The sequence below is a fragment of the Pseudomonas sp. NKUCC02_KPG genome (assembly GCF_019345465.1).
In the GTDB taxonomy this organism is placed as follows: Bacteria; Pseudomonadota; Gammaproteobacteria; order Pseudomonadales; family Pseudomonadaceae; genus Aquipseudomonas.
Map to the genome: position 1 here is coordinate 122,509 of NZ_JAHKRC010000012.1, position 26,124 is coordinate 148,632.

Annotated in this window: 27 protein-coding genes and 1 tRNA gene; 6 read left to right on the forward strand and 22 right to left on the reverse strand. The window is 56.9% G+C overall.

Going from position 1 to position 26,124, the window contains the following annotated elements; genetic code table 11:
• Window positions 1-61 precede the first annotated feature (61 nt).
• A complete protein-coding gene (locus KO536_RS17000) occupies window positions 62-397 on the forward strand; it encodes a hypothetical protein (protein ID WP_133077881.1) in 336 nt (111 codons plus the stop codon).
• Between the two features lie 102 nt (window positions 398-499).
• Here the strand turns inward: KO536_RS17000 and KO536_RS17005 are convergent, their stop codons facing one another.
• The 6 genes from KO536_RS17005 to KO536_RS17030 all read right to left on the reverse strand — a co-directional run bounded on the left by KO536_RS17005 (window position 500) and on the right by KO536_RS17030 (window position 5,203).
• A complete protein-coding gene (locus KO536_RS17005; RefSeq protein WP_219262509.1) occupies window positions 500-1,711 on the reverse strand; it encodes a ThiF family adenylyltransferase in 1,212 nt (403 codons plus the stop codon).
• 64 nt (window positions 1,712-1,775) lie between these two features.
• Window positions 1,776-2,567: a hypothetical protein gene (locus tag KO536_RS17010; RefSeq protein WP_133077883.1), complete on the reverse strand. Its 792-nt coding sequence runs from the start codon at window positions 2,565-2,567 to the stop codon at window positions 1,776-1,778.
• Window positions 2,568-2,613: 46 nt separating this feature from the next.
• Complete coding sequence (locus KO536_RS17015; protein WP_219262510.1) at window positions 2,614-2,889, reverse strand: MoaD/ThiS family protein; 276 nt, start codon at window positions 2,887-2,889, stop codon at window positions 2,614-2,616.
• 2 nt (window positions 2,890-2,891) lie between these two features.
• Window positions 2,892-4,067: an acyl-CoA dehydrogenase family protein gene (locus KO536_RS17020; RefSeq protein ID WP_219262511.1), complete on the reverse strand. Its 1,176-nt coding sequence runs from the start codon at window positions 4,065-4,067 to the stop codon at window positions 2,892-2,894.
• A 363-nt stretch (window positions 4,068-4,430) separates the two neighbouring features.
• Window positions 4,431-4,949, reverse strand: a complete 519-nt coding sequence (locus KO536_RS17025; RefSeq protein WP_133075617.1) for a hypothetical protein — start codon at window positions 4,947-4,949, stop codon at window positions 4,431-4,433.
• A gap of 164 nt (window positions 4,950-5,113) precedes the next feature.
• A tRNA-Ser gene (locus KO536_RS17030) sits at window positions 5,114-5,203 on the reverse strand.
• A gap of 307 nt (window positions 5,204-5,510) precedes the next feature.
• On the opposite strand from KO536_RS17030, the gene KO536_RS17035 reads away from it, so the two are divergent.
• From KO536_RS17035 to KO536_RS17045, 3 genes are all read left to right on the forward strand, one after another.
• Complete coding sequence (locus KO536_RS17035; protein WP_133075618.1) at window positions 5,511-6,200, forward strand: crotonase/enoyl-CoA hydratase family protein; 690 nt, start codon at window positions 5,511-5,513, stop codon at window positions 6,198-6,200.
• 220 nt (window positions 6,201-6,420) lie between these two features.
• Window positions 6,421-7,203, forward strand: coding sequence for a 1-acyl-sn-glycerol-3-phosphate acyltransferase (locus KO536_RS17040; RefSeq protein WP_219262512.1), 783 nt, complete (start codon window positions 6,421-6,423; stop codon window positions 7,201-7,203).
• A gap of 83 nt (window positions 7,204-7,286) precedes the next feature.
• Window positions 7,287-8,258: a magnesium and cobalt transport protein CorA gene (locus KO536_RS17045; protein ID WP_133075620.1), complete on the forward strand. Its 972-nt coding sequence runs from the start codon at window positions 7,287-7,289 to the stop codon at window positions 8,256-8,258.
• A 110-nt stretch (window positions 8,259-8,368) separates the two neighbouring features.
• Here the strand turns inward: KO536_RS17045 and KO536_RS17050 are convergent, their stop codons facing one another.
• From KO536_RS17050 to KO536_RS17100, 11 genes are all read right to left on the reverse strand, one after another.
• A complete protein-coding gene (locus KO536_RS17050) occupies window positions 8,369-9,091 on the reverse strand; it encodes an amidotransferase (RefSeq protein ID WP_133075621.1) in 723 nt (240 codons plus the stop codon).
• Window positions 9,092-9,733: 642 nt separating this feature from the next.
• Window positions 9,734-10,075 carry a ribonuclease E inhibitor RraB gene (locus KO536_RS17055; protein ID WP_019827425.1) on the reverse strand — a complete coding sequence of 114 codons (342 nt, stop codon included), beginning with the start codon at window positions 10,073-10,075 and terminating at the stop codon, window positions 9,734-9,736.
• Between the two features lie 264 nt (window positions 10,076-10,339).
• Window positions 10,340-10,948 (reverse strand): START domain-containing protein, encoded by a 609-nt coding sequence (locus KO536_RS17060; RefSeq protein WP_133075622.1) that lies wholly within the window; start codon window positions 10,946-10,948, stop codon window positions 10,340-10,342.
• 47 nt (window positions 10,949-10,995) lie between these two features.
• Window positions 10,996-11,250, reverse strand: coding sequence for a YkgJ family cysteine cluster protein (locus KO536_RS17065; protein ID WP_133075623.1), 255 nt, complete (start codon window positions 11,248-11,250; stop codon window positions 10,996-10,998).
• Between the two features lie 153 nt (window positions 11,251-11,403).
• Complete coding sequence (locus tag KO536_RS17070) at window positions 11,404-11,877, reverse strand: translation initiation factor 2 (protein WP_219262513.1); 474 nt, start codon at window positions 11,875-11,877, stop codon at window positions 11,404-11,406.
• A 71-nt stretch (window positions 11,878-11,948) separates the two neighbouring features.
• Window positions 11,949-13,421 carry a PLP-dependent aminotransferase family protein gene (locus KO536_RS17075; protein ID WP_133075624.1) on the reverse strand — a complete coding sequence of 491 codons (1,473 nt, stop codon included), beginning with the start codon at window positions 13,419-13,421 and terminating at the stop codon, window positions 11,949-11,951.
• Window positions 13,422-13,668: 247 nt separating this feature from the next.
• A complete protein-coding gene (locus KO536_RS17080) occupies window positions 13,669-14,484 on the reverse strand; it encodes an OmpA family protein (RefSeq protein WP_133075625.1) in 816 nt (271 codons plus the stop codon).
• On the reverse strand, window positions 14,481-14,837 hold the full coding sequence (locus KO536_RS17085; RefSeq protein WP_133075626.1) for a DUF4398 domain-containing protein: 357 nt from the start codon (window positions 14,835-14,837) through the stop codon (window positions 14,481-14,483). Before KO536_RS17085 ends, KO536_RS17080 begins: the two co-directional genes overlap by 4 nt.
• 9 nt (window positions 14,838-14,846) lie before the next feature.
• A complete protein-coding gene (locus tag KO536_RS17090) occupies window positions 14,847-15,665 on the reverse strand; it encodes an ABC transporter substrate-binding protein (RefSeq protein WP_219262514.1) in 819 nt (272 codons plus the stop codon).
• 137 nt (window positions 15,666-15,802) lie between these two features.
• Window positions 15,803-16,732 carry an electron transfer flavoprotein subunit alpha/FixB family protein gene (locus KO536_RS17095; RefSeq protein ID WP_133075628.1) on the reverse strand — a complete coding sequence of 310 codons (930 nt, stop codon included), beginning with the start codon at window positions 16,730-16,732 and terminating at the stop codon, window positions 15,803-15,805.
• 2 nt (window positions 16,733-16,734) lie between these two features.
• Window positions 16,735-17,484: an electron transfer flavoprotein subunit beta/FixA family protein gene (locus tag KO536_RS17100; RefSeq protein WP_133075629.1), complete on the reverse strand. Its 750-nt coding sequence runs from the start codon at window positions 17,482-17,484 to the stop codon at window positions 16,735-16,737.
• Between the two features lie 547 nt (window positions 17,485-18,031).
• Here KO536_RS17100 and KO536_RS17105 point away from each other — a divergent pair.
• A complete protein-coding gene (locus tag KO536_RS17105) occupies window positions 18,032-19,696 on the forward strand; it encodes an electron transfer flavoprotein-ubiquinone oxidoreductase (RefSeq protein WP_219262515.1) in 1,665 nt (554 codons plus the stop codon).
• Window positions 19,697-19,849: 153 nt separating this feature from the next.
• On the opposite strand, the gene KO536_RS17110 is transcribed toward KO536_RS17105, so the two are convergent.
• The gene (locus tag KO536_RS17110; protein WP_219262516.1) at window positions 19,850-20,743 is read right to left on the reverse strand and encodes an AraC family transcriptional regulator; all 894 of its coding nucleotides are present in this window, start codon (window positions 20,741-20,743) and stop codon (window positions 19,850-19,852) included.
• Window positions 20,744-20,922: 179 nt separating this feature from the next.
• On the opposite strand from KO536_RS17110, the gene KO536_RS17115 reads away from it, so the two are divergent.
• Complete coding sequence (locus KO536_RS17115; protein ID WP_133075632.1) at window positions 20,923-21,987, forward strand: NAD(P)-dependent alcohol dehydrogenase; 1,065 nt, start codon at window positions 20,923-20,925, stop codon at window positions 21,985-21,987.
• Between the two features lie 10 nt (window positions 21,988-21,997).
• On the opposite strand, the gene KO536_RS17120 is transcribed toward KO536_RS17115, so the two are convergent.
• The 4 genes from KO536_RS17120 to KO536_RS17135 form a co-directional block, all read right to left on the reverse strand.
• The gene (locus KO536_RS17120) at window positions 21,998-22,783 is read right to left on the reverse strand and encodes an IclR family transcriptional regulator (RefSeq protein WP_219262517.1); all 786 of its coding nucleotides are present in this window, start codon (window positions 22,781-22,783) and stop codon (window positions 21,998-22,000) included.
• A gap of 63 nt (window positions 22,784-22,846) precedes the next feature.
• The gene (locus tag KO536_RS17125; RefSeq protein WP_133075634.1) at window positions 22,847-24,157 is read right to left on the reverse strand and encodes an MFS transporter; all 1,311 of its coding nucleotides are present in this window, start codon (window positions 24,155-24,157) and stop codon (window positions 22,847-22,849) included.
• A 148-nt stretch (window positions 24,158-24,305) separates the two neighbouring features.
• Window positions 24,306-25,454 carry a galactonate dehydratase gene (dgoD, locus tag KO536_RS17130; RefSeq protein ID WP_019827958.1) on the reverse strand — a complete coding sequence of 383 codons (1,149 nt, stop codon included), beginning with the start codon at window positions 25,452-25,454 and terminating at the stop codon, window positions 24,306-24,308.
• Window positions 25,455-25,494: 40 nt separating this feature from the next.
• Window positions 25,495-26,124 (reverse strand): 2-dehydro-3-deoxy-6-phosphogalactonate aldolase, encoded by a 630-nt coding sequence (locus KO536_RS17135; RefSeq protein WP_219262518.1) that lies wholly within the window; start codon window positions 26,122-26,124, stop codon window positions 25,495-25,497.

Genomic DNA, 26,124 nt, shown 5'->3' on the forward strand with positions numbered 1-26,124 from the left:
CATGTCAGCGAACCGTGAGCCATACTGTCCGCAAACACTGCCGTCAAACAGGAGAAGTTTTATGGACGTCTTCAAGGACATGCTCAACAACTGGGAATCCAGGTCTCAGGAATCAAGTGAGCGGGTTGAATACACCCTTGAGCTGCACAAACATGACCTGGTCAAAATCAAGGCCTTCGCGCAAGCCTACGGGCTGGATGAGGCCACCATCACCCGGGGCCTGATCCACAGTGCGCTCATGCAAGCGGAAGAGGCCATGCCATACGTGAAGGGTAATGAGGTCATCAGGGTTGAAGAAGGTGAAGACATTTATGCCGACGCTGGCAGGACACCTGCATTCGTCGAGGCAGAGCAAGCCATCTCCAAGGCGCTGGATATCAATCGCCCGTCTACCTGATCATCGCGCTAACCACGACCCTGTGGGAGCAGGCTTGCTTGCGACTGAATGCCAGACAAACCATTGCATTTGCATCGCAAACAAGCCTGACCCACACGTTTTTTACATGCGAGCCTGATGGCTCATGGGACATTCACAGAACACCAGTTCTGCCATCATCTGCGCATAGCTATCTGCGCCCAAAAACGCACTCAAGCCGCCTTTCAAGCTGAAAATCGGTGACCTGAGCGCTTGCTGCGCGAGGATTCTCGCCGCCTTCTGGCTGCGAACCCCCGACTGGCAGTAAATCACGATCGGCCTGTCGTCCAGGCACTGTGCTGCCCACTCGCCCACCTGCCCTAACGGTACATGTTCGCCACCGATCGATACCTGTTCGCGCTCATGCCCTTCACGCACATCAATCAGATGGATCGACGTTTCACCGATCAGCGCGGCAAAGTCGTCAATGCTCAGCATAAAGTCATCGGTGACGCCTTGCGCGCTACAGACTTGTGCCATCTCTTCCAGCACTGGCGGGCGCAGCGGGTCCCTGAGGGGGTTATCGGCGACAGGTGAAAAACCGATCTCCCGGCTCGTGGCCTCAAGGGCGTCGTAGACCATCAGGCGGTTGATCAGCGGCCGCCCGATCCCGGTAATCAGCTTGATCACTTCATTGGCCTGAAAGCAGCCAATCATGCCGGGCAGCACGCCCAGCACCCCGGCTTCTGCACAGTTTGGCGCCAACGCGGCGTCAGGCGGACCATCGTAGAGATCACGATAATTGGCGCCACGACGGCCTTGCTCATCCAGCGCGTTGAACACCGTGACATGCCCCTCGAACTGCATGATGGCACCATACACCAGCGGCTTGCCGCCATAGACACAGGCATCGTTGATCAAGTACTTGGCGGTAAAGTTGTCAGTGCCATCGACAATGATGTCGTAATCGGCCACAAGTGCCTGGGCATTGTCGAGGTTAAAGCGCTCGATCCAGGTTTCGATCTCGATGTAGGGATTGAGTTTTTGCAAACGCCGCTTGGCGACATCGGCCTTGTTCTGACCTTTATCGGTGATGCGAAACAGCACCTGGCGGTGCACATTGGACACATTGATCTCGTCGGCATCGATAATTCCCAGCCGCCCCACCCCGGCAGCCGCCAGATAAAGCAGCGCCGGGCACCCCAGGCCGCCCGCTCCAATCATTAGTACGCTGGCATTTTTCAATGCCAGCTGACCTTTGACGCCGATCGCGGGGATCAGCAAGTGACGGGAATACATCCCCATCTCACCCGCGGTAAGCTGGTCATACTCGATCGCATTAGCCTCCCTGCTCATGGTGTTGCTCCCTTCACTTTTTCAGGATCGGGTTGACGAGACAGGCAAAAAACCTGATTCGCATTTAAAACGCTTCAATCACGATCGCTGCCAATGTATTGGCGCGCGTCAGGTTGAAAACATGATGTGCAAAATACAGTTTGCCCTGCAGCCGATAAGCCTGGGTTTTAACACGGCCCTTTTCCAAAAGATAAAAAGGGCAACGCCATTCCATGTAAATAGTATTCAGGGCCAAGCCCAGTGAACTGGCAAGTTCACCTGGGTCTTCCTGCAGGGAATCTATTAATGACTCCCTGCTTTCCGAGGCCAGTGTAGGCAACTCAAAGAACGCCCATTGATCAGCCACTTCACAGCGATGTCGGAACAGGGTGAAGTCATGTTCAAACTCGGCACAGAGTTGCCCATGCTCTTTCAAGTTTTCCAGCTGTGCCAGCAAAGGCCGTTCAACCCGTGAAGGGTCAACTTCTTCGGGAAGAAACTTTTGCAAAAAAGCGGGCCGAATAACTCCTGGGGTTGCGGACAGTGCTTCATCACCATCCAGTTCCAGCAGTTTCCAGCGAACCTTGACCCTGGCAACCACAATGCCCTGGGCACGAATCAGGTGCAGTACTTGAAACACAGAGTTGCCCTGGCGCACCTTGAACTCATCGACCGACACCGAGAACTCGTCGGCCGAGAACATTTCAAAAGGTTCGACATATTCAACTTCGGCCCCCACAGCCACCATGCCCTGATGATATTCCCTGATCATCCCCGGAAAGGAAACTGACAGGTAGGTACTGCCCCAGGACCACATCGAACTGAAACTCAGCAACATCAGCGAATGGGCATGAAACTGGAAAGGACCAAACAGCATGGACTCTACCGGATGGGAAACCTTTATTGTTCTGGTTTGCATAGCATCAACCCCCGGCTATTGCAGTGAAAATATCAATACAGTCACCCTTACCGCCTTGACTTACCTGAGCTGCCGCGTCAACTTTTTCGCCATTCAAAGAAATCAAATAGCCTTTTTTAACGTTGCGATCCTTATCGAAAATAATGTCCTTCAATACCGGATAACTCACCACCAACGCGTGTAGCGCATCGCCCACGGTCTGAATACCATCACCCTCCAGTTGCAACTCTTTTTTGTAGTTAACAAAACGTGCCAAATTGCCTGACAACTTGATCTTCATGTTCAACTCTCCTTTTTTGAAGAACGCCGGGACATCATGTCCAGGTCGTGCACCATCCGAATCCCCATATCAACCTTGAGCTTTTCCTGCGGATCGGCCCCTGCCACCAGGGCCGTAAAGTCACGGTGCGCCCGGCCGATACCGCTGCTTTCGGTATAGCCCCAGCCACCCGTCAGGTTCAGGGCCTGGAGGGCTATTCTGTTCACATCCTCCACCGCCTGATACTTGGCCATTGAAGCCACTGCATCCCAGTACACGTCAGACTCTTGCCTGACCTGACGCTCCAGTGAGTAATGGACCAAGGTGCGGGATGACTCAAGCGCCATATACATTTCACCGATACAGGCCTGAACATGCTGCATATCGATCAACTGCTGATCGTAACGCACAGTGTTTTGCAAATACGCCACGGTGGTTTCAATCACGGCGCGGGCGCGCCCTAAAAACAAGGTGGTTTGCAATGAGCGCCTGCAATTAAGAAAATAACGCTGCGCAAAACTCAGGCCGTCCGTGGCCAGCAACAAGCGGTGTTTATCCAGGCGCACATCTGTCAATGTCAAACAGGCAATCCCTGTTGATCGACAGCCATGCATTACGCTCGGTGTCACCACAACACCCGGATCGTCGGCGTGCACAAGAAACACTTGCATGTCCGCGGTATCACCATGGACAAACAGTAAAAAATAATTCGCCGTCTCACCGCCGGTAACGATCTTTTTCACGGCATTAACCGTATAGGTTTTACCGTCCGCAGAGGGCACGGCACGGGAGATAAAAGAAAAAGCATCGGCATCTTCTGTATAAGCAAATGCACCACCTGTTTTACCCTCAATCAGGTGAACCAGGTATTCGTTATTTATATCCTCTCGCCCCACCGCAATTAAAAAAGAAATAAATGACATCCTCACGGATATCAAAAATGGAAACGATAAGTCCGTGGATAAATACCCGAGCTTTTCCAGCACACGGCCCCACTGGGCATAACCAACTTCCTGGCCGCCCCACACGGCGGGCAAGTTGTATTTATACAACCCCCACCGTGCAAACTTTTCTATCAGCGCGTTGGAAATAGGAATAGAGAGACGGTCACGTTCTTCGACGGTGCAATTAAGCTCCTTGTCGATCAGTGTGCCGAAAATAGCCTGAATATCACCCGCACCTTGCCAGTCAACATTCATCGTAGTTCCTTCTACGTCAAACGATTGGAAAGCAGGCGCGACAGAAAACCGGTCCTGGAATCGTGTCGCGCTGCTTAGTGCGAACAGATATTAGGTCAGAACTAAAAACATGCAAGGCGCCTTATCGCAAATAAACCCGACCCGTTAAATATGACACTGCTCATACTCTTCTAAGTTACCGATAACGCTCATTATTAAAGATGAGACTGTTGGCATTATTAACGTGACCCGCTGGCGCGGCGATCACACATCCAGCCATTAGGATTTAGCGGGTGCCTTGCAGCAGCACATTGTGCGACGACTGCGTCGACCGACGCAGCCTCACTCCGCTTGTTAGCGACTACACGTCCTTTCCTGCAACAATCAACGCGCCGTAAACGGCAACTTGTCCAGAGCACAATCGTTCTTGAGCGTTGACGGCTCGAGCATCAACAGAGGCGCTCCGGTGTCCTCGTTGAAGATTTTGACCTGGCACGAATCGTAAGTCTCGGGGCTCTCGACAATGCCTCCCTTAATGACATAACGGGCAGCCGGGGCGAACTCGCTGACGAATTCGATCTTGCATCTACGGCCGGCATTAGCTGCGCCATCCACTACCAAATGGATGGGTTTTGCCGCTTCTACCGGGATAAAGCCTGCTGGCCGGGATGTTTTGTCCCGCACGGCGAACAATTGCCGACCTGGCTTCACCGCCACGGTTCTGCCGTACTTGCAGCCCACAATCGGAGCTTCGGTCAGGGTCAGGTAGTTTCGATAATTGCTCAAAGCGTCCATTTCGCTGCGGATCTGCGCCTGAGGGGCACCGGGAGGGGGCGTGTACTGCTGGACCTGGACGCAACCTGCAGTCAGCAACACCAGCACACCAAGGGGGAGCACTTTCATAATCGTCTAAATCCATTTGAGTTCGAAGAAGAGCCTTCAAGCAGAATACGGGCCGTTCAGCGGTCGTGCTCCCATATTGTTCCCATACTGCCCTTTTCCAGACGCCAGAAACCACAAACCCCCGATTTTCTCTAGGAAAATCAGGGGTTTGTGTTTACTTAATGTGGCGGTGAAGGAGAGATTCGAACTCTCGATACAATTTCTTGTATACACACTTTCCAGGCGTGCTCCTTAAGCCACTCGGACACTTCACCGTATCTCTTCAAACAAGTTCTGTCTGTCGAGGCGCGCTAATGTAGTCGAAAGCTTTCGATATGACAAATGTTTTTTTCAGAATTTTCATGTGCTTACGAAAATAGTCGTTTTTGAGGCATGCCCTTCGCGGGTGATTCTGCCAAATTCCGGTTCTGACGCGCTGCTCTCTCGACCCCGATCGCTGCCCCGCTGCCTTCTATATAGAGGGCGAAGGCCAATCCCATGACTCACCAGTCAGTCATAGCCCTTTACCTGTGCCGTGGGGCTGGGTAACGTCTGCCCCACTTCATAACAAGGAATTGCGCCATGAGTGACTTGATTGCCTACCACCTGGAAGACGGTATCGCCACGCTGACCTTGAGCAATGGCAAGGTCAATGCCATTTCACCGGATGTGATCACTGCGTTTAATGCCGCGCTGGACCGCGCCGAGCAGGATCGCGCGGTGGTCATTATTACCGGGCAACCTGGCATTCTCTCGGGCGGTTATGACTTGAAGGTGATGACGGCCAGCCCCGAGCAAGCCATTGAGCTGGTCAGGCAGGGGTCGACCCTGGCTCGCCGCATGCTGGCGCACCCATTCCCGGTGGTTATCGCTTGCACCGGCCATGCGGTGGCCAAGGGCGCATTCCTGTTGTTGTCGGTGGATTACCGCATCGGCGTCGAAGGCGCATTCAGCATCGGCCTGAACGAAGTGCAGATCGGCATGACCATGCACCACGCCGGCATTGAACTGGCCCGCGACCGGCTGCGCAAATCCGCATTCCATCGCTCGGTCATCAATGGCGAAATGTTTAACCCGCTCACCGCCGTCGACGCAGGCTTCCTCGACAAGGTGGTCAAGCCGGAAGAATTGCAGGCCGCCGCCCTCGAAGTGGCCCGTCAGTTAAAGAAGATCAATATGAAGGCTCACAAAAACACCAAACTGAAGGTACGCAAAGCGCTGCTGGAGACGCTGGACAAGGCCATCGAGGAGGATCAACTCCACCCGCTCTGACCCTGCCCCCCTGTCGACGGATCCCGATTGCAGCCTGCGGTCGGGATTCTCCCTCCCCTGGCCTTGAGCCATATCTTGCTGAACATCTCTAGCCCGCCCCTCAACCAGCACGTTGAAACAACTGCTTAAACTTCAGTCATCTCCTAGTTGTATCGGGGTAATTGCTGAATACAGTGCACATCCGTACACTGCGCCGACTTTTGTTTTCGCGAGCCTGTAAATGCTACTTTCGATACGTATGTTGTTGATGTGTCTGCATTTTATGATCGCAGGCGTGCTGGGTGTACTGCTGGGTATCTGTCGTCCTTTCAACCCGGACAACAGTCGTCTGTGCGCACGACTGTATGCCTGGCCATCCAGATGGATCCTGGGCTACAAGCTCAAGACCGAGGTTGGGCCGTTGATGGACAAGCCGCAAAGCTGTGTGGTCATTGCCAACCATCAATCCAACTACGATCTGTTTGTGTTCGGCAACGTAGTGCCGCACCGCACGGTGTGCATCGGCAAGAAAAGCCTTAAGTGGGTACCGTTGTTCGGCCAACTGTTCTGGCTGGCGGGCAACGTGCTGATTGATCGGGGCAACGCCCAGAAAGCCCGCAAATCGATGCTGACCACTACCCGCACCCTGCAGGAAAAAGACACGTCCATCTGGGTTTTTCCGGAAGGCACGCGCAATCTGGGCAAAACCCTGCTGCCCTTCAAAAAAGGCGCATTCCAGATGGCAATTACTGCCGGAGTGCCTATTGTGCCGGTGTGTGTCAGCACCTATAGCCAGCACCTTAAGCTCAACCGCTGGCACAGTGCCGATATCCAGATCCGCTCCTTGCCCGCGATCCCGACCGCCGGCCTGACTCTGGACGACATCCCGCAACTCATGGAGCAGTGCCAAGAGCAGATGCGCGAGTGCATCGAAGCCATGGATCGTGAGTTGCTGAGCCAACAAAACCGTCACGTGCCGCCCGTGGCAGGGGGCAACTCGACTGCGTCCAACCCGAACCTCTGAACGTTTGTAGACTCAAAGTGGTGGATTGCGCGCTAAGCTGCATCTTCGTGCCATAACCCTTTGAAGAAGAAGCGATTAGAACTATGGGGAGAGTTGTTGCTGCTGCGGTTTACAGCGCAGGCAAGAAAGTCACCAATATCACTCTGGACGAAGGGATCGAGTGGGCCAAAAAGCCCGACCACTTCGTCTGGATTGGTCTGGAGCAGCCCGACGCGCAAGAGCTGAGCAACTTGCAGCGCCAGTTCAATCTGCATGAACTGGCCATCGAAGATGCCCTTGAGCAACATAGCCGGCCCAAACTCGAAACCTTCGGCGACGCGCTGTTTATCGTTATCTACTCGCCCATTCGCCATGAAGGCCAGCTGGAGTTTGTAGAAACCCATATCTTTGCTGGCAACGGCTACATCATCACCAGCCGCAATGGCCACTCGGCTTCGTACAAGTCCGTGCGCCAGCGCTGTGAGGCTCGCCCGCTGCTGCTGGAGCATGGCGAGGACTTTGTCCTGTACGCCCTGCTCGACTTCGTGACTGAGAGCTATCAGCCCGTCAGCCAGGCCATCCACGCCGAAATCGAACAGCTTGAACAAAGCATCATGGGCAACGCCCTCAATGAAGCTGACATCGTGCACTTGCATGGCCTGCGCCGCGACGTGCTGCGACTGCGCCGTTATGTGGCGCCCATGGTGGAAATCAGCGAAGAACTGCAACGCCTGACGTTCCCCTTTATCGACAAGAACATGCGCCCGTATTTTCGCGATGTGCAGATTCATGTCACCCGCCAGATGGAAGACCTCACCAACCTGCGTGATATCGCCACCCAGACGATTGAGATCGTCGTGTTGCTGGAGTCCTCACGCCAGAGCATCGTGCAGCGCAAATTCGCAGCCTGGGCGGCCATTTTGGCCTTCCCCACTGCAGTGGCGGGCATTTACGGGATGAACTTCCAGAACATGCCGGAGCTAAGCTGGCATTACGGTTATTTCGGCGTACTGGGGTTTATTGCGGTGGGCGTGACCGGCCTGTGGGCGAGCTTCAAGCGCTCTGGCTGGCTGTAACCTGCCCCGTGGGAGCAGGATTGCTCGCGATTCAAACAACTCGGTGCATCAGCGATACCGAGTAGAAACCATCGCGAGCAAGCCCGCTCCCACAAGAGCCAAACCGGGTATCAGGCGGTTTGCGGCTTGTGCGAAACAAAACGCATCATCCACTCGGCAACCGTGCGCCCATGATGGTCTTGATCCAGGCTGGCGATGCCGGAGCTGTAGATCTGCTCGCCCAAATGTTCCTGGCGCAGGTCAAGCAAGGCCCGCGAATAGTCGTGGATAAACTCGGGATGCCCCTGGAAGCACAGCACCTGGTCGTTGATGTGGTAAGCGGCATACGGGCAGAAATCGCTGGAGGCGATTACCGTGGCGTTTTCCGGCAAGGCCGTGACCTGGTCCTGGTGGCTGATCAGTAGCGTCAACTCTTCAACCACAGGGCTCATCCACGGCGCCTTGGCGGCCAGCTTGTACTGATGGGTTCCGACACCCCAGCCCTGGATAGCGCGCTCGCTCTTGCCGCCCAGCAGAAGCGCCAGCAATTGATGACCAAAACAGACACCGAGCAGCTTGTCGCCTCGTTCATAGCGGGTCAGCAAATAGGTTTTCAAGGTCTGGATCCAGGGATCGGAACCAAACGAGTCAGCTTTGCTGCCGGTTACCAGATAAGCATCGAAAGACTGGTCGTCAGACGGATACTCGCCATGCATCACGTTGAAAACACTGAATTGTGCCGCGATAGGCTGCGTGGAGAACAGGCGCACGAACATCTGCCCGTAACCCTGATATTGATCAACAAACTCTGGACGCAGAATGTCGGTTTCCAGAATGCAGATGCGTAGCGACATAAAAGTACCTGGCACGATAAAGGCGAAAGTAGTGATAGCAACTCGACAGAGCCTGCCTTGAAAGGGCAATTCATGACAAGTACTGAACGTAGTAATACCCCCTCAAGCCTGACGGCACCGGGCTTTTGCAGGGTAAAACCTGGCTGGACAATGCTCCCGGACGAACGGTAGGGCGCTAAGAATATTCACGACCAAAGAGCCCGTTGCGTCTAGCAACGGGCTGACAGGGCGAACTCAAGAAACCTAATAGCGTTTTAGAAACTTACTGCACTTGAATGATGTTAAAGGGTTCTAAGCCATATCTTATGGGGGCTCTAAGGTTAAGCCTGTCGTCAGGACCGCTTTGTTTTCAAGGCGTGGCGCTCTTGGCGCAGGCATTGTCGTTCAGGAATAACAAAAAAAGGCAGATAGCCATGTTTAAACATACGAAAGTACGCCAGGCCGGACTCATCCTCTTTGCTACCACCTTGCTGCTGATCTTGCCGAACTTGACCAAGGTCATCGGCTAAAGACTCGCCCAAATACCGAAGACGCGCAGCTGCTGCGCGTCTTCGTCGACTACAGGTTGCGAGGGCTCAATTGCCTGGCGCAAAAACCAGAACGGCCAGCCCTGAGGCCAGCCGCTAACCGGTCAAACATCTATCAATTCAACAGGCCCCGCACCTCCTGCTTTACACCCCAGCCTTCAATAATGCCGCCCAGGGGTACCACTACAGCTTCAAAGTCCTGCTCAAAATCACCGATACCACCATAGGTGGCGTACATCACTTTACTTAATTCCAGATACCACGCCCCGTCATCACGCACATTGATTTGTGCGTTCAGGGATTCACCACAAAATTTACCTGCAGCCCTGCGCGCCCGCTCCTCGTCCGGGAAGATCGCGTAAAACTCGATTGGATGGATGCGTGAAAAATCAAAACCGCCTTCTTTCATGCGGCGCAGCACATAGCTGCTGAGGTCTTCTTGATGGGCTGTGCTCATGAAACGTCCTCCTCGCAATGGATAGACATTCAGCGCTCCCCTATCGGCAGCAGGTATGCCGTGACAAGGGGAGTAATAAGCATGTAGCGAACAAGATCAGAGCCAGTCGATTACTTCGCTGGTCTGGATGCAGAGTAGCTCCACGGCGCAGCGCCTGCCAAGGGGGTAAGCCATGAATTTCAACAGGTTTTACGCTTGCCTGCAAAACCTGCACCCGGCACCTGGACAGATGCGCTGCCCAGGACCAGACATGCCCGATCAGCGTTATGGCTTTTCAGCACGCTCCTTAAGCCCCTTGAGGGTATTGAACGGGGCATCGACCACAAACTTGTTGGCCAACCAGGAAGGCACGCTGCCGCCCGGCTCGGTATGAACCTGATACGTCACCTCGGTCAAGTTGTCGCCTTTAGGCACAAGCTTCCAGAAACCATTGACCTGAGCCACCCGCACAAAGCCCTTTTCTTCCGGGACGTAGGTCGGCATGCCTTTGAGCGTACGGGTCAGGCTGCCATCTGCGCCCTGTGCAGTCGTCACCAGCAGCACCGAGTCCCGCGGGGTGACCGGCCAAGGTGTTTTGAACTGGGTGTAGGTCCAGCTCTGATCGCCTTCATGCTTGAGCAACTTTTGCGATTGGCATTCATGGATCCAGGCGCAAGCGCCCGCCACGTCTTCCTGTATTTTGCTGATCTTGGCCAGCGGCGCCTTGATGGTCGTCACGCCCTGGTAGGCCTTGTATTGGGAGCCGGCGACTTCACTCAGCGAGACCTTGATGCCGTCCTGATCCTTGGCGACCTTCCAGTCTTCGGCCTGGGCCACGCCCACCAGCAGAACACTCAAACCACATACCAATGCCACTCGATGCAACGAACCCATTGTCTTATTCCTTATTGTTGAAGGTCTGTTCACTGGTCACAAACACACTATGCCGCGGTCATCTGCTCCCACCAACCGATCAGGTTAATGGCTTCTTCCCGGTTATTGCCGCATACCTCGATGTCGGCCTTGAAGTCGCCACAGACTGCAGGACGTTGTGGCTGGCCGAACAAACCACACAAGTAGTCGGCTGAAAGATGCAGGCAGCGTTCCCCGGCCGGCTTGCCATTGGGCATGCCTGGCAGCGGTGTACTGATGGAAGGGGCGATGCAGCAAGCGCCACAGCCTTCACGGCAATTCATGACGTTAGCACCTCATTCGGGGCAAAGTGTGTTGATGACAAGGGATAGTACTCGCTGGAACAGGTGTTTGAAATTGACCGTTCAGCAGAATGTGCTGATAAACGACAGTGACTGAGCAGTCAGTTTAGAAGCCTGTTTTTGAGCACTCGACACTTATTGCTTGAACTCGAAATCCAGCGCAGCGCCTTCGATTTCATTGTGACGGGCCTCATTGCGCAACTGCAGGTTCATCTCATTGCTGAGCAACCGCCCGTTGAGCTGAAAAGGGCTGTCTTCGGCGGGTTTCTCGCCAAACATGTTGGGCAGCAACGGCTTGTGCACAGGCATGGGAACAGTGCCCAAAGGATGCAGCTGCTTGACCATCTCGGGCGGCAAACGCAAGTCGAGAGTCGCCGCAGGCAATCGCTTCTTGGCGATTTCATGGGCCGACTTGGATTTGGATGCGATGGGTGCACGCTTTTTGACCGGTGCCTTTTTCGCACTGGCGCCAGGCTTGGCGGGCGAGTGGGCAGATTGCGCCTGACTGGAGGTTGATGGAGGTTGTACAGGTGCCGCTGTCGCGGCCACAGCATTAAGCGCACTCAAGGCGCCCACCAACAAAAGGCCAACACAAAATGTCGCTCTCATAACTCCCACAGCTTTAACGGTTCAGGTGCGTATGCTCGCGCTTTACGCACAGGGTGACAAGGTGATTATGGTCAAAATGCCATCCCGACAGCTGCCGAGCTTCCTCCGTACAGGCCTGCGGCTTCCTGGCACAGCTGATTGGCAAGCATGCCAAGGGTCATCAGGGCCCGATCGGCTTCCCGGTTCCAGGGTGTGGCACAGTTAAGTCGTATGCAGTGGTTAAACTGCTCGGTATTACTGAAAATCAGTCCCGGCGCGATGCTGATACCTTGCTGCAATGCCCGGACATGCAGTTCCTGGGTGTTGACCCGGCCCGGCAAACTGACCCACAAGATAAAGCCCCCGCTAGGCCGTGACATCTGCGTCCCTTCCGGAAAGTGCTGCTGAACAGCCAGCTGGAACGCACTCAGGTTCTTTCTGTATTCCTGGCGGATGTAACGTAAATGGCGATCGTAACCGCCGTTTTCAAGGTAAGCCGCCACCCCCATCTGCGTCACACTGCATGCCGAATGGGTGGTAAAGGTTTGCAGACGCTGGATTTCCTGCTGAAACTTGCCGGCGATCATCCAGCCGATACGCACACCGGGGGACAGGGTTTTGGAAAAACTCGAACAATAAATGACCCGATCCAGACGATCATAGGCTTTCAGCGCCTTGGTGCGCCCAACCTCAAACATCAACTCGCCGTAGATATCGTCTTCGACAATCTGGATATCAAAATCGGAAGCCAGACGCAGCAACTGCTTTTGCCGCTCTTCCGGCATGGTCCCGCCAAGGGGATTGCTCAGGCGCGTGGTCAGTACCAAGGCCTTGATCGACCATTGATTGGCCGCCAGCTGCAAGGCTTCCAGGCTCATGCCAGTAGCAGGATCGCTGGGGATCTCGATGACTTTCAAGCCCAGCAGGTCAGCCAGCTGCAGCAGCCCGTAGTAAGTCGGCGACTCAGCCGCGATCAGGTCTCCGGGACGGGTCAGCACGCGCAACGACATTTGCAGCGCATCGACACAGCCGTGGGTAATGATCACTTCGCTGGGATCGACCACCACTCCAGCGTCACGCATGCGGATTGCCACCTGCCGGCGCAACGGCTCAAAACCCGGACTGAACATGTAGCTGAACGCCCGCGGGCTATGAAAGCGCGTGACCTTGGCCAATTGCTGATGCAGCGCCCGTACAGGCAAGTAATCGACACTGGGCACGGCTGCGCCCAGCGGGAACACGCCTTCGCGACGGGATTCGACCAATACTTGCTGGATGATGCTGCTGCGGGTGACCAGGCCCGGACGCTCCACGCGTGCGATATCAGGCGTGGGCGCAGTCAATGCGGGGGTCTGGTGCACGTAATAGCCGGACTGCGGCCGTGCCCTGATCAAGCCCTGATCTTCAAGATTGGCGTAAGCCTGCAACACCGTGGCATGGCTCACGTTGAGCTGAGAGCTCATCTTGCGAACCGAAGGCACACGTTCGCCAGGCTGATAAACGCCACGCCGAATATCCTCAGCCAACTGCTGAGCGATACGTTGATAGAGCAAAAGGTTGGTCATGGCGCCGCTCTCGATGTTCAAACTTTATTTTTGTGGAGAACAATACCGGAACAGTTTAGAAGTGTACGGGCACAGTTGTCACTTAACTAAGCCGTACAGGGGGTGTGCGGGGGAAAACTGTATGGGCGACAGAACCCGTTGTGGGAGCGGGCTCGCTCGCGATTTCGCCGCCGCGATGCGCCAGGCACACCGCTTTGATTCAATCGCGGGCAAGCCCGCTCCCATATTCAGCCAGCGATATCGGGCTTTAGCGCGCTGCGCCCAGTTGGCCTTTTTCGTCAGAGAAGACGATTTCAACCCGGCGGTTCTGTGCCCGGCCGCGCTCCGTGGCATTGACATCAACCGGGTACTGATCGCCATAACCTTCCACCTGGATACGCTTCTCGTCGATACCCAGATCGACCAGCACATCGGCCACGGCCTGCGCGCGGTCACGGGACAACTTGAGGTTATCCTCCTTGCCTCCGGTGCTGTCGGTGTAGCCCTCGATCCGCACAATGCGCTTGGGGTTCAGTTGCAGGAAACGCACCAGCTTGAGTACCGTGCGGTTGGCCGAGTTTTTCAAGTCGGCTTCGCCAGTGTCGAACAACACGTCACCCAGGGTCATGACCAGACCACGGTCAGTCTGAGTAGTGGCCAGGCTGATGATTTGCTCTTCCAGCCATTGCCCCTGTTGCTGAACACTCAACAACTTGGCTTCACGCAACGCCAGTTGCAGACGCTGACGTTCGAGCTCCAGCTTGGCCCCACGCTCCTCATTGAGCACCTGTTGCGTGTGCTCACGGGCGATTTCACTGTAGCGCTGGCTCAAATAGGCGTAATGCGCAACGTCTTCACCACTGCCCCAGAAGCTGGACAAACGGTCAGCACGGGCCAGGGACTCACCGGCACGGATCACGTCCTTGGGCGCGATGCGCAGCACATTGGTGTCTTCCTTCACGGTCTGAAAGTCCGTGCTGGCCTGCTGCAAGGCCAGTTCGCTGTTGTGATGCCCGGCGCATCCGGTCAGGCTGACGCAACCCGCAACCAGCACCCCCATGAAAGCTCTGTACGTAAGGCTCATTGCGCCTCCGCCAGCTGTTTGCGCAAGCGCGAAATACGGGTATTGAGCACGTTCAGTTGTTCCTGGCTTTTCTGCGTCAGCACACGGGCTTCGGCCAATCGGGCATCCAGTTCGGCTTGTTCGGCCTGCATGCGCGCGTCTTTGTAGGATTCATCTGCCATATCTGCCAGCGCTTGGGCCAGCTTGTCTTCGGCTTGTTTCAACTCAGCCAAGTCATCGGCTTTGGCACCCACGGCCTTGGCTTGCTCCAGGGCTTGTTCGGTCAAACGCAATTGTTCATTCGGCGCAGGATCGGCTGCACACCCCGCCAGAGCCAAAACGGCCAGGGCAGCGAAAAGAGGTCGAATTGTCACTAGGGATTCCTACTGTTTTGGGGCGCTGAGCGGTTGTAGCAATTGGGCTTTCCACCGCTCTAGATTGCGTTGCAGTACCGCCTCGGTCAGGCCGGACGCGGGCAATTCTGTCATCTTTTTGGCGAGCTGTCCGCGCAACCACGGTTCATTGCAGGCCGAGTCATGGGAAATGGCCAAAAACAGCCCGGGCTGATCAATGGGCTGCGAGCGCGCTATCAGGTCATCGGCAATGCCCAGGGTTTGCGCAGTGGCCATACCGGAATAGCGCCCGGCCAGAACGTATTCGACCTGGCCGAGCAGCAATTTCTGGAAAGCCTGGGTCAAGCCGGATTGACGCTCCTGGGTGAGCTGATGCTGAGCGAACTCATTGAATGTCTCGCTTAACCGGGCTTTCTCAGAAACGGCGCCCACATGCCCATGCAAGTCGGCAGGCGTTTCGTAGACCAGGGTGGAGTCCTTGCGGGTCCACACCAGATAGTCGTTACGCACCAAGGGCGGGTGAATGTAGTCGAACGACGAAAGTCCGCCAACCGTCAGCGGCGCATCCAGCAACATGTCCATGCGCCCGGCACGGACTTCGTCCTGGGCCTGGGCACGCTTGCCACCGTAGAGCACTTCAACCTTGATCCCCAGCTCATGACCCGCCTGCTGGATCAGATCAGCACTGGCGCCGATCAAGTGCGCAGGGTCGGCTGGGTCGCGCCACAAATAAGGCGGTGCATCGGGACTGCCAGTGACGATCAGGCGCTCACACTTGCCCGCCGCCTCAGACAACACAGGCAATAACGCCAACCCCAATAGCAACCTGCTCAGTTGACGCACATCCATAGCCCTACGCTCCACACACAATTGAGACCCACAAAAAAGCCCGGTCACCCTGGCCATGAAGACGGTGCAAGACACTGAGTGCCCTGCCCTTCCCCACAGCCCGGATGACCGGGCTCTTTATAAGTGAAGCGACTGGATTAAACCAGCTTCTCCAGCTCAGGTACGGCTTCGAACAAGTCCGCTACCAGGCCGTAATCGGCCACCTGGAAGATCGGTGCTTCTTCGTCCTTGTTGATCGCAACGATCACCTTGGAGTCTTTCATGCCGGCCAGATGCTGGATCGCGCCGGAAATGCCCACCGCGATGTACAGCTGTGGCGCAACGATTTTACCGGTCTGACCGACCTGCATGTCGTTAGGCACAAAACCTGCGTCCACTGCTGCGCGAGATGCGCCAACAGCAGCGCCCAGCTTGTCAGCCAGGGTGTAGAGCAGTTTGAAGTTGTCACCGTTCTGCATGCCGCGACCGCCGGAAACGACGATTTTGGCAGCGGTCAGTTCAGGACGGTCCGACTTGGCCAGTTCTTCGCCAACGAACGACGAAGTGCCTGCATCGTGAACCGCTGCAACCACTTCAACCGCTGCCGAACCACCTTCTGCGGCAACCGGGTCGAAACCGGTCGCACGTACGGTGATCACTTTTACCGGCGCAGTGGACTGCACGGTGGCAATGGCGTTACCGGCATAGATCGGACGCGTGAAAGTATCAGCGCTGACGACCGAAACGATCTCGGAGATCTGATCCACGTCCAACTGCGCAGCAACGCGCGGCAGGATGTTTTTGCCGTTGGACGTGGCAGCCGCCAGGATGTGGCTGTAGCCAGCACCCAGCTCAGCAACTAGTGGTGCAACGTTTTCAGGCAACTGATGGGCGTAAGCCGCGTTGTCGGCGACCAGCACTTTAGCCACGCCAGCGATTTTCGCGGCGGCTTCGGCTACAGCGCCAATGCCCTGGCCTGCAACCAGAACGTTGATGTCGCCACCGATTTTAGCGGCAGCGGCTACGGTGTTCAGCGTGGCCGGAGCCAGCGTCTTGCCGTCGTGTTCTGCGATTACCAAGATAGTCATGATTAGATTACCTTCGCTTCGTTTTTCAGTTTCTCGACCAGTTCAGCCACCGACTTGACCTTGATGCCAGCGCTGCGTGCTGCAGGCGCTTCAACTTTCAGGGTTTTGTTGGTCGAAGCCGTGGAAACACCCAGCGCGTCCGGGGTCAGCACTTCAAGCGGCTTCTTCTTGGCTTTCATGATGTTTGGCAAGGACGCATAACGCGGCTCGTTCAAACGCAGGTCAGTGGTGACGATCGCTGGCAAGCTCAGCGAAACAGTTTGCGCGCCGCCATCCACTTCACGGGTCACGGCAACCTTGTCACCTGCCACTTCGACTTTGGAAGCGAAAGTGCCCTGACCGAAACCGGTCAGCGCAGCCAGCATCTGGCCGGTCTGGTTGTTGTCGCTGTCGATGGCCTGTTTGCCCAGGATCACCAGTTGAGGCTGTTCCTTGTCGACAACGGCCTTGAGCAGCTTGGCTACGGCCAGGGAGGTCAGGTCTTCGGCGGACTCGACGAGAATGGCGCGATCTGCACCCAGTGCCAGCGCGGTACGCAGCTGTTCCTGAGCAGTGGTCGGGCCGATGGAGACGACGACGATTTCAGTCGCAACACCTTTTTCTTTCAGGCGTACGGCTTCTTCCACAGCGATTTCGCAGAAGGGGTTCATCGACATCTTGACGTTGGCGAGGTCAACGCCGGAGTTGTCCGCTTTGACGCGTACTTTAACGTTGTAATCGACCACTCGTTTGACAGCTACAAGAACCTTCATGGATTCCTCGTTACTCTCCGGTGAAAAGAAAGTCGCCTAGGCGAACCTGGCGGTTGATGCTCATCAGCACAAGGGCACCTCCAAAGATCGTTGCTTTGCTTATAGACGAGTACCGACGATTCCCCGTGCGACCGTCTGTCCGATGTGACTAACAAGTCATACACCGAAAGGACGTGTAAACTCCGCTCAAAAAATGGCAGGCTCCTACAGGCTTGTGCCTATGCCCTGTCTTTAGAGGTGCTCTTGAAACCAACAATCAGCCTACGGCGAGCGCAAAACCGCCCGTATCTTGACCGGAACGCCTTTTGCGGTCAATACAGCAAATGGGCCAGTTTTGAGCCGCGCGTCTTTGATTTATCTGGCTTGCAGCGGATTCAAACAAACGTTTGTATTGGACGCTGCTAGTGGTGTAGATATAATGCCCGCCCATCAGAGAGAGCGGTGCGTCATCCATTGATTCTTCAACCTCGGGGTCGAGGGCGTAATGGATGAAGTGCCAAACCTCCAATTAGAAAAATACCGTTGAGCCTTGAGTAGGAGAGAACCTGTGGAACGCGAATACATGGAATTCGACGTGGTCATCGTCGGCGCCGGCCCTGCCGGTTTGTCCGCCGCCTGCCGCTTAAAGCAGAAGGCCGCCGAAGCCGGTAAAGAAATCAGCGTCTGCGTGGTTGAGAAAGGCTCCGAAGTCGGTGCTCACATTCTATCTGGTGCTGTTTTCGAACCCCGTGCCTTGAACGAATTGTTCCCGGACTGGAAAGAACTGGGCGCTCCGCTCAACACTCCAGTGACCCGAGACGACATCTATGTACTGCGCAGCGATAGCACTGCGACCAAGGTACCTGACCTTTTTGTGCCTAAAACCATGCACAACGAAGGCAACTACATCATCTCCCTGGGCAACCTGTGCCGCTGGCTGGCGCAACAGGCCGAAAACCTGGGCGTAGAAATCTACCCCGGCTTCGCTGCTCAAGAAGTCCTGTTCGACGAAAACAATGTGGTTCGCGGGATCATCACCGGCGACCTGGGCGTTGACCGCGAAGGCAACCCTAAAGAAGGCCTGTACACCCCGGGCATGGAGCTGCGTGGCAAGTACACCCTGTTCGCTGAAGGCTGCCGTGGCCATCTGGGCAAGCAACTGATCGAACGCTTCAAGCTCGACAGTGAGGCCGACGCCCAGCATTACGGTATTGGCCTGAAGGAAATCTGGGAAATCGACCCGGCCAAACATCAGCCAGGCCTGGTCGTCCACACCGCTGGCTGGCCGCTGGACATCATCAGCAGCGAAAACACCGGCGGCTCTTTCCTGTATCACCTGGAAAACAACCAGGTCGTTGTCGGCCTGATCGTTGACCTGTCCTACAGCAACACGTTCCTGTCACCGTTCGACGAGTTCCAGCGCCTCAAGCATCACCCGGTGCTCAAGCAATACCTCGAAGGCGGCAAACGCATCAGCTACGGCGCCCGCGCCATCTGCAAAGGCGGCCTGAATTCACTGCCGAAAATGATCTTCAACGGCGGCGCATTGATCGGTTGCGATCTGGGCACCCTGAACTTCTCCAAGATCAAAGGCAGCCACACCGCAATGAAGTCCGGCATGCTCGCAGCTGAGGCCGTGGCTGACTCGTTGCTCGCAGACTCCGAAGGTGGCGATGCACTCAACACCTACGTTGAAGCCTTCAAAGCCAGCTGGTTGTTCGACGAACTGTTCGCCAGCCGCAACTTCGGCCCGGCACTGCACAAGTTCGGCCCCATCGTAGGCGGTGGTTTCAACTGGCTCGACCAGAACATCTTTGGCGGCAAGATGCCGTTCACCCTGCACGACACCAAGCCAGACTATGCGTGTCTGAAACAGGCCAAAGACTGCAAGAAAATCGACTACCCGAAACCTGACGGCAAGCTCAGCTTCGACAAACTCAGCTCGGTGTTCATCTCCAGCACCAACCATGAAGAAGAGCAGCCGTGCCACCTCAAGCTGCGCGACCCGAGCATCCCGATCAGCGTCAACCTGCCGCTCTACGACGAGCCGGCACAGCGCTACTGCCCGGCGGGCGTGTACGAGGTGATCACCCAGGAAAGCGGCGAAAAGCGCTTCCAGATCAACTCGCAAAACTGCGTTCACTGCAAAACCTGTGACATCAAGGACCCATCGCAGAACATCACCTGGGTAACCCCTGAAGGTGGCGGCGGGCCGACTTACCCGAACATGTAAGTCAAAAAGGCTCCTTCGGGGGCCTTTTTTATTGCCCCCGGATTTGTGGGAGCGGGCTTGCTCGCGATGGGATCGCCCAGGTTTGCCTGACAGACTGCGCTGCCCGCGTCGCGAGCAAGCCCGCTCCCACAACACGCCCGTCACACCGGCTGGCTAGCACCCTACCCCTTCATGCCCCGGGCTGCGCTCGAAGTAGCGCTTGTACTCGCGACTGAACTGCGAAGTACTTTGATAGCCCACGCGCTCCGCCACCTGCGCCACACCCAGTCCCTCGCTCAATAACAATTGCTGTGCCCGCAACAGCCGCAAACGCTTGAGGTACTGCACCGGCGACAGCAAAGTGCTGCGCTTGAAATGTTCGTGAAACGTGGATGCACTCATGTTCGCGCAACGGGCCAGGGTCTCGACATTCAGCGGCTGCGCGAAATGCTCATGCAAGTAACTCAACGATGCCGCCACCCGAGCAAACTGCCCTTGCTGCTCGACCAATGCCCGCAACACACCCGCCTGCGGCCCGCGCAATGCCGCGAACAGCACTTCGCGCAGCCGTGCCTGGCCCATGATCCGGCACTCCATCGGATCATGCAGGCAACGCAGCAGGCGCTCGACGGCGTGGCGCATGTCGTCATCCAGTACCGCCGACGTCATCGACTCAGGCGTCTGCGCCACGGCACTGCGATCCGGGGCCAGCCCCATCGCCAGCACCAACTCCCCCAGCACGGCGCGATCAATACTGATTGCCACCCCCAGCAGAGGCGCGTCCTCGGAGGCAAAGGTTTCACACTCAAAAGGCACTGACAGCGCCTGCACCAGATAATGCCCTGCACCGTATTCCATCGTGCGCTGCCCCAGGTAGGCCAACTTACTGCCTTGGGCAATCACCATTAGGCTAGGCTCATAGATCTGCGGCATACGGGCCACTACCCGGCACGCAGAAACAACCCGAACTTCAGGTAACAAGGTGGACACAAAACCGGTTTGTGTCGCCAGCGGTTCGATCAGAGACACCAGCATGGCGTTCTCGTCCCGGTGACGGGTCAAAAGCATGGAGAAATTTTCACAGGAGGAATAGACAGCTGCATCTTCGCAGAATTGGTCAATAAAGCGACAGCAGACCTGTTACTCCGGAGTATTAGGCATGACACACGGAGGAATCGTCATAGTCCTGCAAAGCATCCAGGCGCAAAATCCCCCCCTCTACACAGTCAACGTTTCGCGAGGTTCTCATGTCCACTGTCACTTATAACGCTATCGGTTATGCCGCTCAGAACGCCAAGGCCCCACTGGCGCCGATGCAGTTCAACCGTCGCGCCCCCCGCCCGGACGACGTCGCCATCGAAGTGCTGTACTGCGGCGTTTGCCATTCCGACATCCACCAGGCGCGCAATGACTGGGGCTTCGCGACTTACCCCCTGATGCCTGGCCATGAAATCGTCGGCAAGGTGACGGCCATTGGCGACAAAGTCACCAAACACAAGGTCGGCGACCTCGTCGGCGTGGGCTGCATGGTCGACTCGTGCCGTACCTGCTCGGCCTGCAAGGAAGATCTTGAGCAATACTGTCTGGAAGGCATGACCCAGACCTACGCCAGCCCGGACCGTATCGACGGCACGCTGACGATGGGCGGTTACTCGGACAACATGGTGGTCAGCGAACACTTCGTGCTGAGCATCCCGAAAAACCTCGACCCGGCCAGCGCCGCACCGCTGCTGTGCGCCGGCATCACCACCTACTCGCCACTGGTTCATTACGGTGTTGAGCCGGGCGACAAGGTCGGGATTCTGGGCATGGGCGGCCTGGGCCACATGGGCATCAAGTTCGCCAAGGCCCTGGGCGCTGAAGTGACGCTGTTCACCCGCTCCCAGGCCAAGGCCGAAGAAGCCTACCGCCAAGGTGCAGACCACGTGATCGTGTCCACCGACGCCGAGCAGATGAAAGCCGCTGCAGGCACCTTCAACTTCCTGCTGGACACCATTCCGGTGCCGCACGACCTGAACCCGTACCTCGAAACCCTGACGTTTGACGGCGTGCACATTCTGGTGGGTCTGATCGAACCGGTTGAACCGGCACTCAACGCCTTCAACCTGGTATTCAAGCGCCGCGTGCTGGCCGGTTCGTTGATCGGTGGCATTGCCGAAACCCAGGAGATGCTGGATTTCAGCGCCGAACACGGGATTACCTGCGACATCGAAATGCTCGACATCAAAAACATCAACGAAGCCTTTGAGCGTGTAGTTAAAGGCGACGTGAAATACCGTTTCGTGATCGACATGAAAACCCTGAAAGCCTAAGCCAAGGGTTTTAGCCGCCCAACTCCGCCGATATCTGTTGTGCGGCATGGGTAATGACCGGGATCAACCCGGTCATTTTCTCATGGGGCATATACGGCACAGTGCTGGCGATACTGATGGCCGCGACGATCTGCCCGCTGGCATCACGTATGGGCGCAGCCACACAGCGGATCGACGGTTCGTTGTCTTCCAGGTCAAACGCATACCCTCCCGCCACATACCCGCGCATGCGCTCCTCGAACTGCTCCCACGACGGTTCCTGATGATCGGGCCACAACGGTTTTTTGCCGCCTGCGCTCTGGCCGGCTTCATACAGGCGCCGCCATTCGTCCAGGGGCGCATCCAGCAACATGGCCTTGCCAATGCCGGTACGTGCCATCGCCATCCGGTGCCCCACCCGCGAACGCATCTCCGGGCCATTTCGCCCCGGGTTCTTGTGCAGGTACAGCACCTCATCCCCCTCGCGCACCGCCAAATGAATGGTATCGCCGGTCAAGGCTGACAATTGATCCAGATACGGCTCGGCCAGCGTCACCAACGGCAGCTCTTCACGGGCCTGAAAACCCAGCTCGATCAGCTTGGGCCCCAGCAAATATCCCACTTTGGGCAACACCCGCAAATAACGCTCATCCACCAGGCAACTGGCCAGGCGATGGGTGGTGCTGCGCGTGGTCCCGATCACCCGGGCGATGTCCTTGAGGTCACGCGCGCCATTGGCCACGGCCTGAACCACCGCCAGGCCGCGGAGCAAGGTTTGGGTACCGGTCGGAGCGATTTTCGTGGAGTCGTCCTGCATAGCCAGCCTTTCCATTGATAGGTGAGAACCGGGCAGCATTATGGTCGCCCGGCTGACTGACGGCTACAGCTCGATCCGCTCGACCTTGCCCACCAGCAAGATGTAGGACAACGCCCCCAGCAGCGCCAGCACCGAAATATAGGTGATTGCCGGGGCAAACGAGTCGCCGGTGGCCAAAAAGCCGATCACGATGGGCGTGGTAATCGCCGACAGGTTACCGATCAAATTGAACACCCCGCCGGTAAGCCCCAGCAGCCGCGCCGGTGCCAATGTCGACACCAGGGACCAGGTAATCGACGCCAGCCCGTTGCCAAAAAACGCCAGCGCCAGAAACGCAATCACCAGCGGCGTCGAGTCGACAAAGTTGGCGCCAATGATCGAGGTCGAAATCAGCAACCCGCCGATGATCGGCAGCTTGCGAGCAAAGCCCACCGAGTAACCGCGACGAATCAACCAGTCAGAAAAGAACCCGGAACACAGCACGCCCACAAACGCCGCCAGAAACGGCAACGAAGCCAGCAAACCGGACTTGATAAAGTCCATGCCGCGGTATTTCACCAGGTAGGTGGGGAACCATGTCAGGAAAAACCACAGCGTCGAATTCAGGCAGAACTGCCCCAGGTAAATGCCCCACAGTTTACGTTTGGTGAGCACGATCCCCAGGTCCAGCCAACTGAACGCCGCCTTGCGCTTGGCGGTCTGGCTCTGGATATCCACCAGCCCGCCCCCCTCGGCGATCAAATCGATTTCAGCCTGATTGACGCCCTTGAAGTCCCGGGGTTCGCGGTACACCGCATACCAGATAGCGGCCCAGGCAATCCCCACCGCACCGGTGCTGACAAATACCATATGCCAGCCCCAGTGATGCTGCAGCCAGGCCAGTACCGGCGTCAGAAACGCCAGACCGACAAACTGCCCTGAGGTGTAAAAACCGATGGCCGTAGCGCGCTCGCGCTCCGGGAACCAGGTGGTCACCACCCGGCTGTTGATCGGGTACGCCGGGGCTTCCAGCGCACCCACCGCCATGCGCAAGACGAACAGGGCGATAAAGCTCGCGGCAAAGCCGAGCATCACCGTGGCCACCGACCACAGAAGCAAGGCGACGCTGTAGAGAATACGCGGCGGCACCCGATCCACCAGCCAGCCGCCGGGGATTTGCATGGCGGCGTAGGTCCAGCCGAAAGCCGAAAAAATCAGCCCCACATGCACCGGGTCCAGCCCCAGGTCGGTGGTCAGTGCGGGGGCGGCAATCGACAGGTTGCTGCGGTCCAGGTAGTTGATCACCACGGTGATGAACAACAGCACCATGATGAAAAAACGCTTGCGGCTAGGCGCCACTAAAATCGCGGGCGCGACAGTGCTTGCAGATGACATGGGCATGCCTCTTTCTTATGTTTATTGAGGTCGTGGGGGCAGAACCTGTAGTCGCTGCCGCAGGCTGCGAAGGGGCCATCGGTGCTTGCGATATAACGTGTTGCTACGCAACCCTTCGCAGCCTTCGGCAGCGACTACATGAGTGGCATTACCACTCGGCAAAGCTGCCATCGGCATGGCGCCAGATCGGGTTGCGCCAGCGGTGGCCGATCAACGCACGCTCCTGCACATACTCTTCGTTGATCTCGATACCCAGGCCCGGACCGTTGGGGATTTTTACAAAGCCTTTGTCGTAATCGAATACCGCCGGGTCTTTGACGTAGTCCAGCAGGTCGTTGCTTTCGTTGTAGTGGATACCCAGGCTTTGCTCCTGGATAAAGGCGTTGTAGCAGACCGCATCCAGTTGCAAGCAGGCCGCCAGTGCAATCGGCCCCAGGGGGCAGTGCAAGGCCAGGGCCACGTCATAGGCTTCGGCCATGTTGGCGATTTTGCGGGTTTCGGTGATCCCGCCCGCATGGGACGCATCCGGCTGGATGATGTCGACATAACCTTCGCTGAGCACCCGCTTGAAATCCCAGCGTGAAAACAACCGCTCGCCCAGGGCAATCGGTGTGCTGGTCAGCGGCGCCAGCTCTTTAAGCGCCTCGTAGTTTTCGCTCAGTACCGGTTCTTCGATAAACATCAGTTTGTACGCGTCCAGCTCCTTCATCAGGATCTTGGCCATCGGCTTGTGAACACGACCATGGAAATCCACCCCAATGCCGACATTGGGGCCCACCGCATCACGCACCGCCGCCACGTTGGCCAGCGCCAGATCGACCTTTTCAAAGCTGTCGACAAACTGCAGCTCTTCGGTGCCGTTCATTTTTATCGCGGTAAACCCGCGGCTCACGGCCTCTTTGGCTGCCCTGGCCGTGTCGGCCGGACGGTCGCCGCCGATCCACGAATAGACCCGGATCTTGTCCCGCACCTGGCCACCCAGCAAATCGCTGACCGACACCCCCAGCGCCTTGCCCTTGATATCCCACAGTGCCTGGTCGATACCGGCCAGGGCGCTCATGTGTACCGCCCCGCCACGGTAAAAACCGCCGCGATAAAGCACGGTCCAGATGTCTTCGATATTGCGCGGGTCCTTGCCGATCAAGTAGTCCGACAGTTCATCCACCGCAGTGGCCACGGTGTGGGCGCGGCCTTCGACCACGGGTTCACCCCAGCCGGTCACGCCTTCATCGGTTTCGATCTTCAGGAACAACCAGCGCGGCGGAACCAGATAGGTGGTGAGTTTGGTGATTTTCATCGTGTTGTCTCTCTTGTTCGATGGGGCGCCACAGCGCCAGTCAGTTGGCCTGACGCCGGGCATTCCAGGCGTGCACGTAGGCTTTGGCGTTAACCGCCACTTGATCCGGGCTCATCCCGGGCTTGAACAGGCCGGAGCCTAAACCGAACCCGGATACCCCGGCATCGACAAACACCTGCATGTTGTCCGGGGTTATGCCCCCAACCGGGATCAGCAGCGTACCGGCGGGCAACACGGCCAGCCAGGCCTTGACCACGGCCGGGCCCATTTGCTCGGCCGGGAACATCTTCAGCACATCGGCACCTTCGGCCAGCGCAGCAAAGGCTTCGGTGGGCGTGGCGACACCCGGCGACAGGTACAAGCCCGCTGCCTTGGCCGCACGCAGCACGGTGGGGTCGCTGTGGGGCATGACAATCACCTGCCCCCCCGCCGCTTTCACCTGCTCGACCTGTTGCGCCGTCAACACCGTGCCCGCGCCGACCAGGCAGTCGGCAGGCAAGGTGCTGCGCAAGATACGGATGCTTTCATAGGGCTGGGGAGAATTAAGCGGTACTTCCAGGGTACGAAAGCCCTCGTCATACAGCACTTTGCCGATAGCTTGCGCCTCGTGTGGACGCAAACCGCGAAGAATCGCGATCAGTCCGTTTTTTGCCAGTGCTTGCTTGAGCAT

What these genes read in the sequence shown, in the direction of transcription:
- KO536_RS17000 (WP_133077881.1), top strand. Translation starts at nt 62, where the DNA reads ATGGACGTCTTCAAGGACATGCTCAACAACTGGGAATCCAGGTCTCAG.
- KO536_RS17005 (WP_219262509.1), bottom strand. Translation starts at nt 1,711, where the DNA reads ATGAGCAGGGAGGCTAATGCGATCGAGTATGACCAGCTTACCGCGGGT.
- KO536_RS17010 (WP_133077883.1), bottom strand. Translation starts at nt 2,567, where the DNA reads ATGCTGTTTGGTCCTTTCCAGTTTCATGCCCATTCGCTGATGTTGCTG.
- KO536_RS17015 (WP_219262510.1), bottom strand. Translation starts at nt 2,889, where the DNA reads ATGAAGATCAAGTTGTCAGGCAATTTGGCACGTTTTGTTAACTACAAA.
- KO536_RS17020 (WP_219262511.1), bottom strand. Translation starts at nt 4,067, where the DNA reads ATGAATGTTGACTGGCAAGGTGCGGGTGATATTCAGGCTATTTTCGGC.
- KO536_RS17025 (WP_133075617.1), bottom strand. Translation starts at nt 4,949, where the DNA reads ATGAAAGTGCTCCCCCTTGGTGTGCTGGTGTTGCTGACTGCAGGTTGC.
- KO536_RS17035 (WP_133075618.1), top strand. Translation starts at nt 5,511, where the DNA reads ATGAGTGACTTGATTGCCTACCACCTGGAAGACGGTATCGCCACGCTG.
- KO536_RS17040 (WP_219262512.1), top strand. Translation starts at nt 6,421, where the DNA reads ATGCTACTTTCGATACGTATGTTGTTGATGTGTCTGCATTTTATGATC.
- KO536_RS17045 (WP_133075620.1), top strand. Translation starts at nt 7,287, where the DNA reads ATGGGGAGAGTTGTTGCTGCTGCGGTTTACAGCGCAGGCAAGAAAGTC.
- KO536_RS17050 (WP_133075621.1), bottom strand. Translation starts at nt 9,091, where the DNA reads ATGTCGCTACGCATCTGCATTCTGGAAACCGACATTCTGCGTCCAGAG.
- KO536_RS17055 (WP_019827425.1), bottom strand. Translation starts at nt 10,075, where the DNA reads ATGAGCACAGCCCATCAAGAAGACCTCAGCAGCTATGTGCTGCGCCGC.
- KO536_RS17060 (WP_133075622.1), bottom strand. Translation starts at nt 10,948, where the DNA reads ATGGGTTCGTTGCATCGAGTGGCATTGGTATGTGGTTTGAGTGTTCTG.
- KO536_RS17065 (WP_133075623.1), bottom strand. Translation starts at nt 11,250, where the DNA reads ATGAATTGCCGTGAAGGCTGTGGCGCTTGCTGCATCGCCCCTTCCATC.
- KO536_RS17070 (WP_219262513.1), bottom strand. Translation starts at nt 11,877, where the DNA reads ATGAGAGCGACATTTTGTGTTGGCCTTTTGTTGGTGGGCGCCTTGAGT.
- KO536_RS17075 (WP_133075624.1), bottom strand. Translation starts at nt 13,421, where the DNA reads ATGACCAACCTTTTGCTCTATCAACGTATCGCTCAGCAGTTGGCTGAG.
- KO536_RS17080 (WP_133075625.1), bottom strand. Translation starts at nt 14,484, where the DNA reads ATGAGCCTTACGTACAGAGCTTTCATGGGGGTGCTGGTTGCGGGTTGC.
- KO536_RS17090 (WP_219262514.1), bottom strand. Translation starts at nt 15,665, where the DNA reads ATGGATGTGCGTCAACTGAGCAGGTTGCTATTGGGGTTGGCGTTATTG.
- KO536_RS17095 (WP_133075628.1), bottom strand. Translation starts at nt 16,732, where the DNA reads ATGACTATCTTGGTAATCGCAGAACACGACGGCAAGACGCTGGCTCCG.
- KO536_RS17100 (WP_133075629.1), bottom strand. Translation starts at nt 17,484, where the DNA reads ATGAAGGTTCTTGTAGCTGTCAAACGAGTGGTCGATTACAACGTTAAA.
- KO536_RS17110 (WP_219262516.1), bottom strand. Translation starts at nt 20,743, where the DNA reads ATGCTTTTGACCCGTCACCGGGACGAGAACGCCATGCTGGTGTCTCTG.
- KO536_RS17115 (WP_133075632.1), top strand. Translation starts at nt 20,923, where the DNA reads ATGTCCACTGTCACTTATAACGCTATCGGTTATGCCGCTCAGAACGCC.
- KO536_RS17120 (WP_219262517.1), bottom strand. Translation starts at nt 22,783, where the DNA reads ATGCAGGACGACTCCACGAAAATCGCTCCGACCGGTACCCAAACCTTG.
- KO536_RS17125 (WP_133075634.1), bottom strand. Translation starts at nt 24,157, where the DNA reads ATGTCATCTGCAAGCACTGTCGCGCCCGCGATTTTAGTGGCGCCTAGC.
- dgoD (WP_019827958.1), bottom strand. Translation starts at nt 25,454, where the DNA reads ATGAAAATCACCAAACTCACCACCTATCTGGTTCCGCCGCGCTGGTTG.
- KO536_RS17135 (WP_219262518.1), bottom strand. Translation starts at nt 26,124, where the DNA reads ATGCTCAAGCAAGCACTGGCAAAAAACGGACTGATCGCGATTCTTCGC.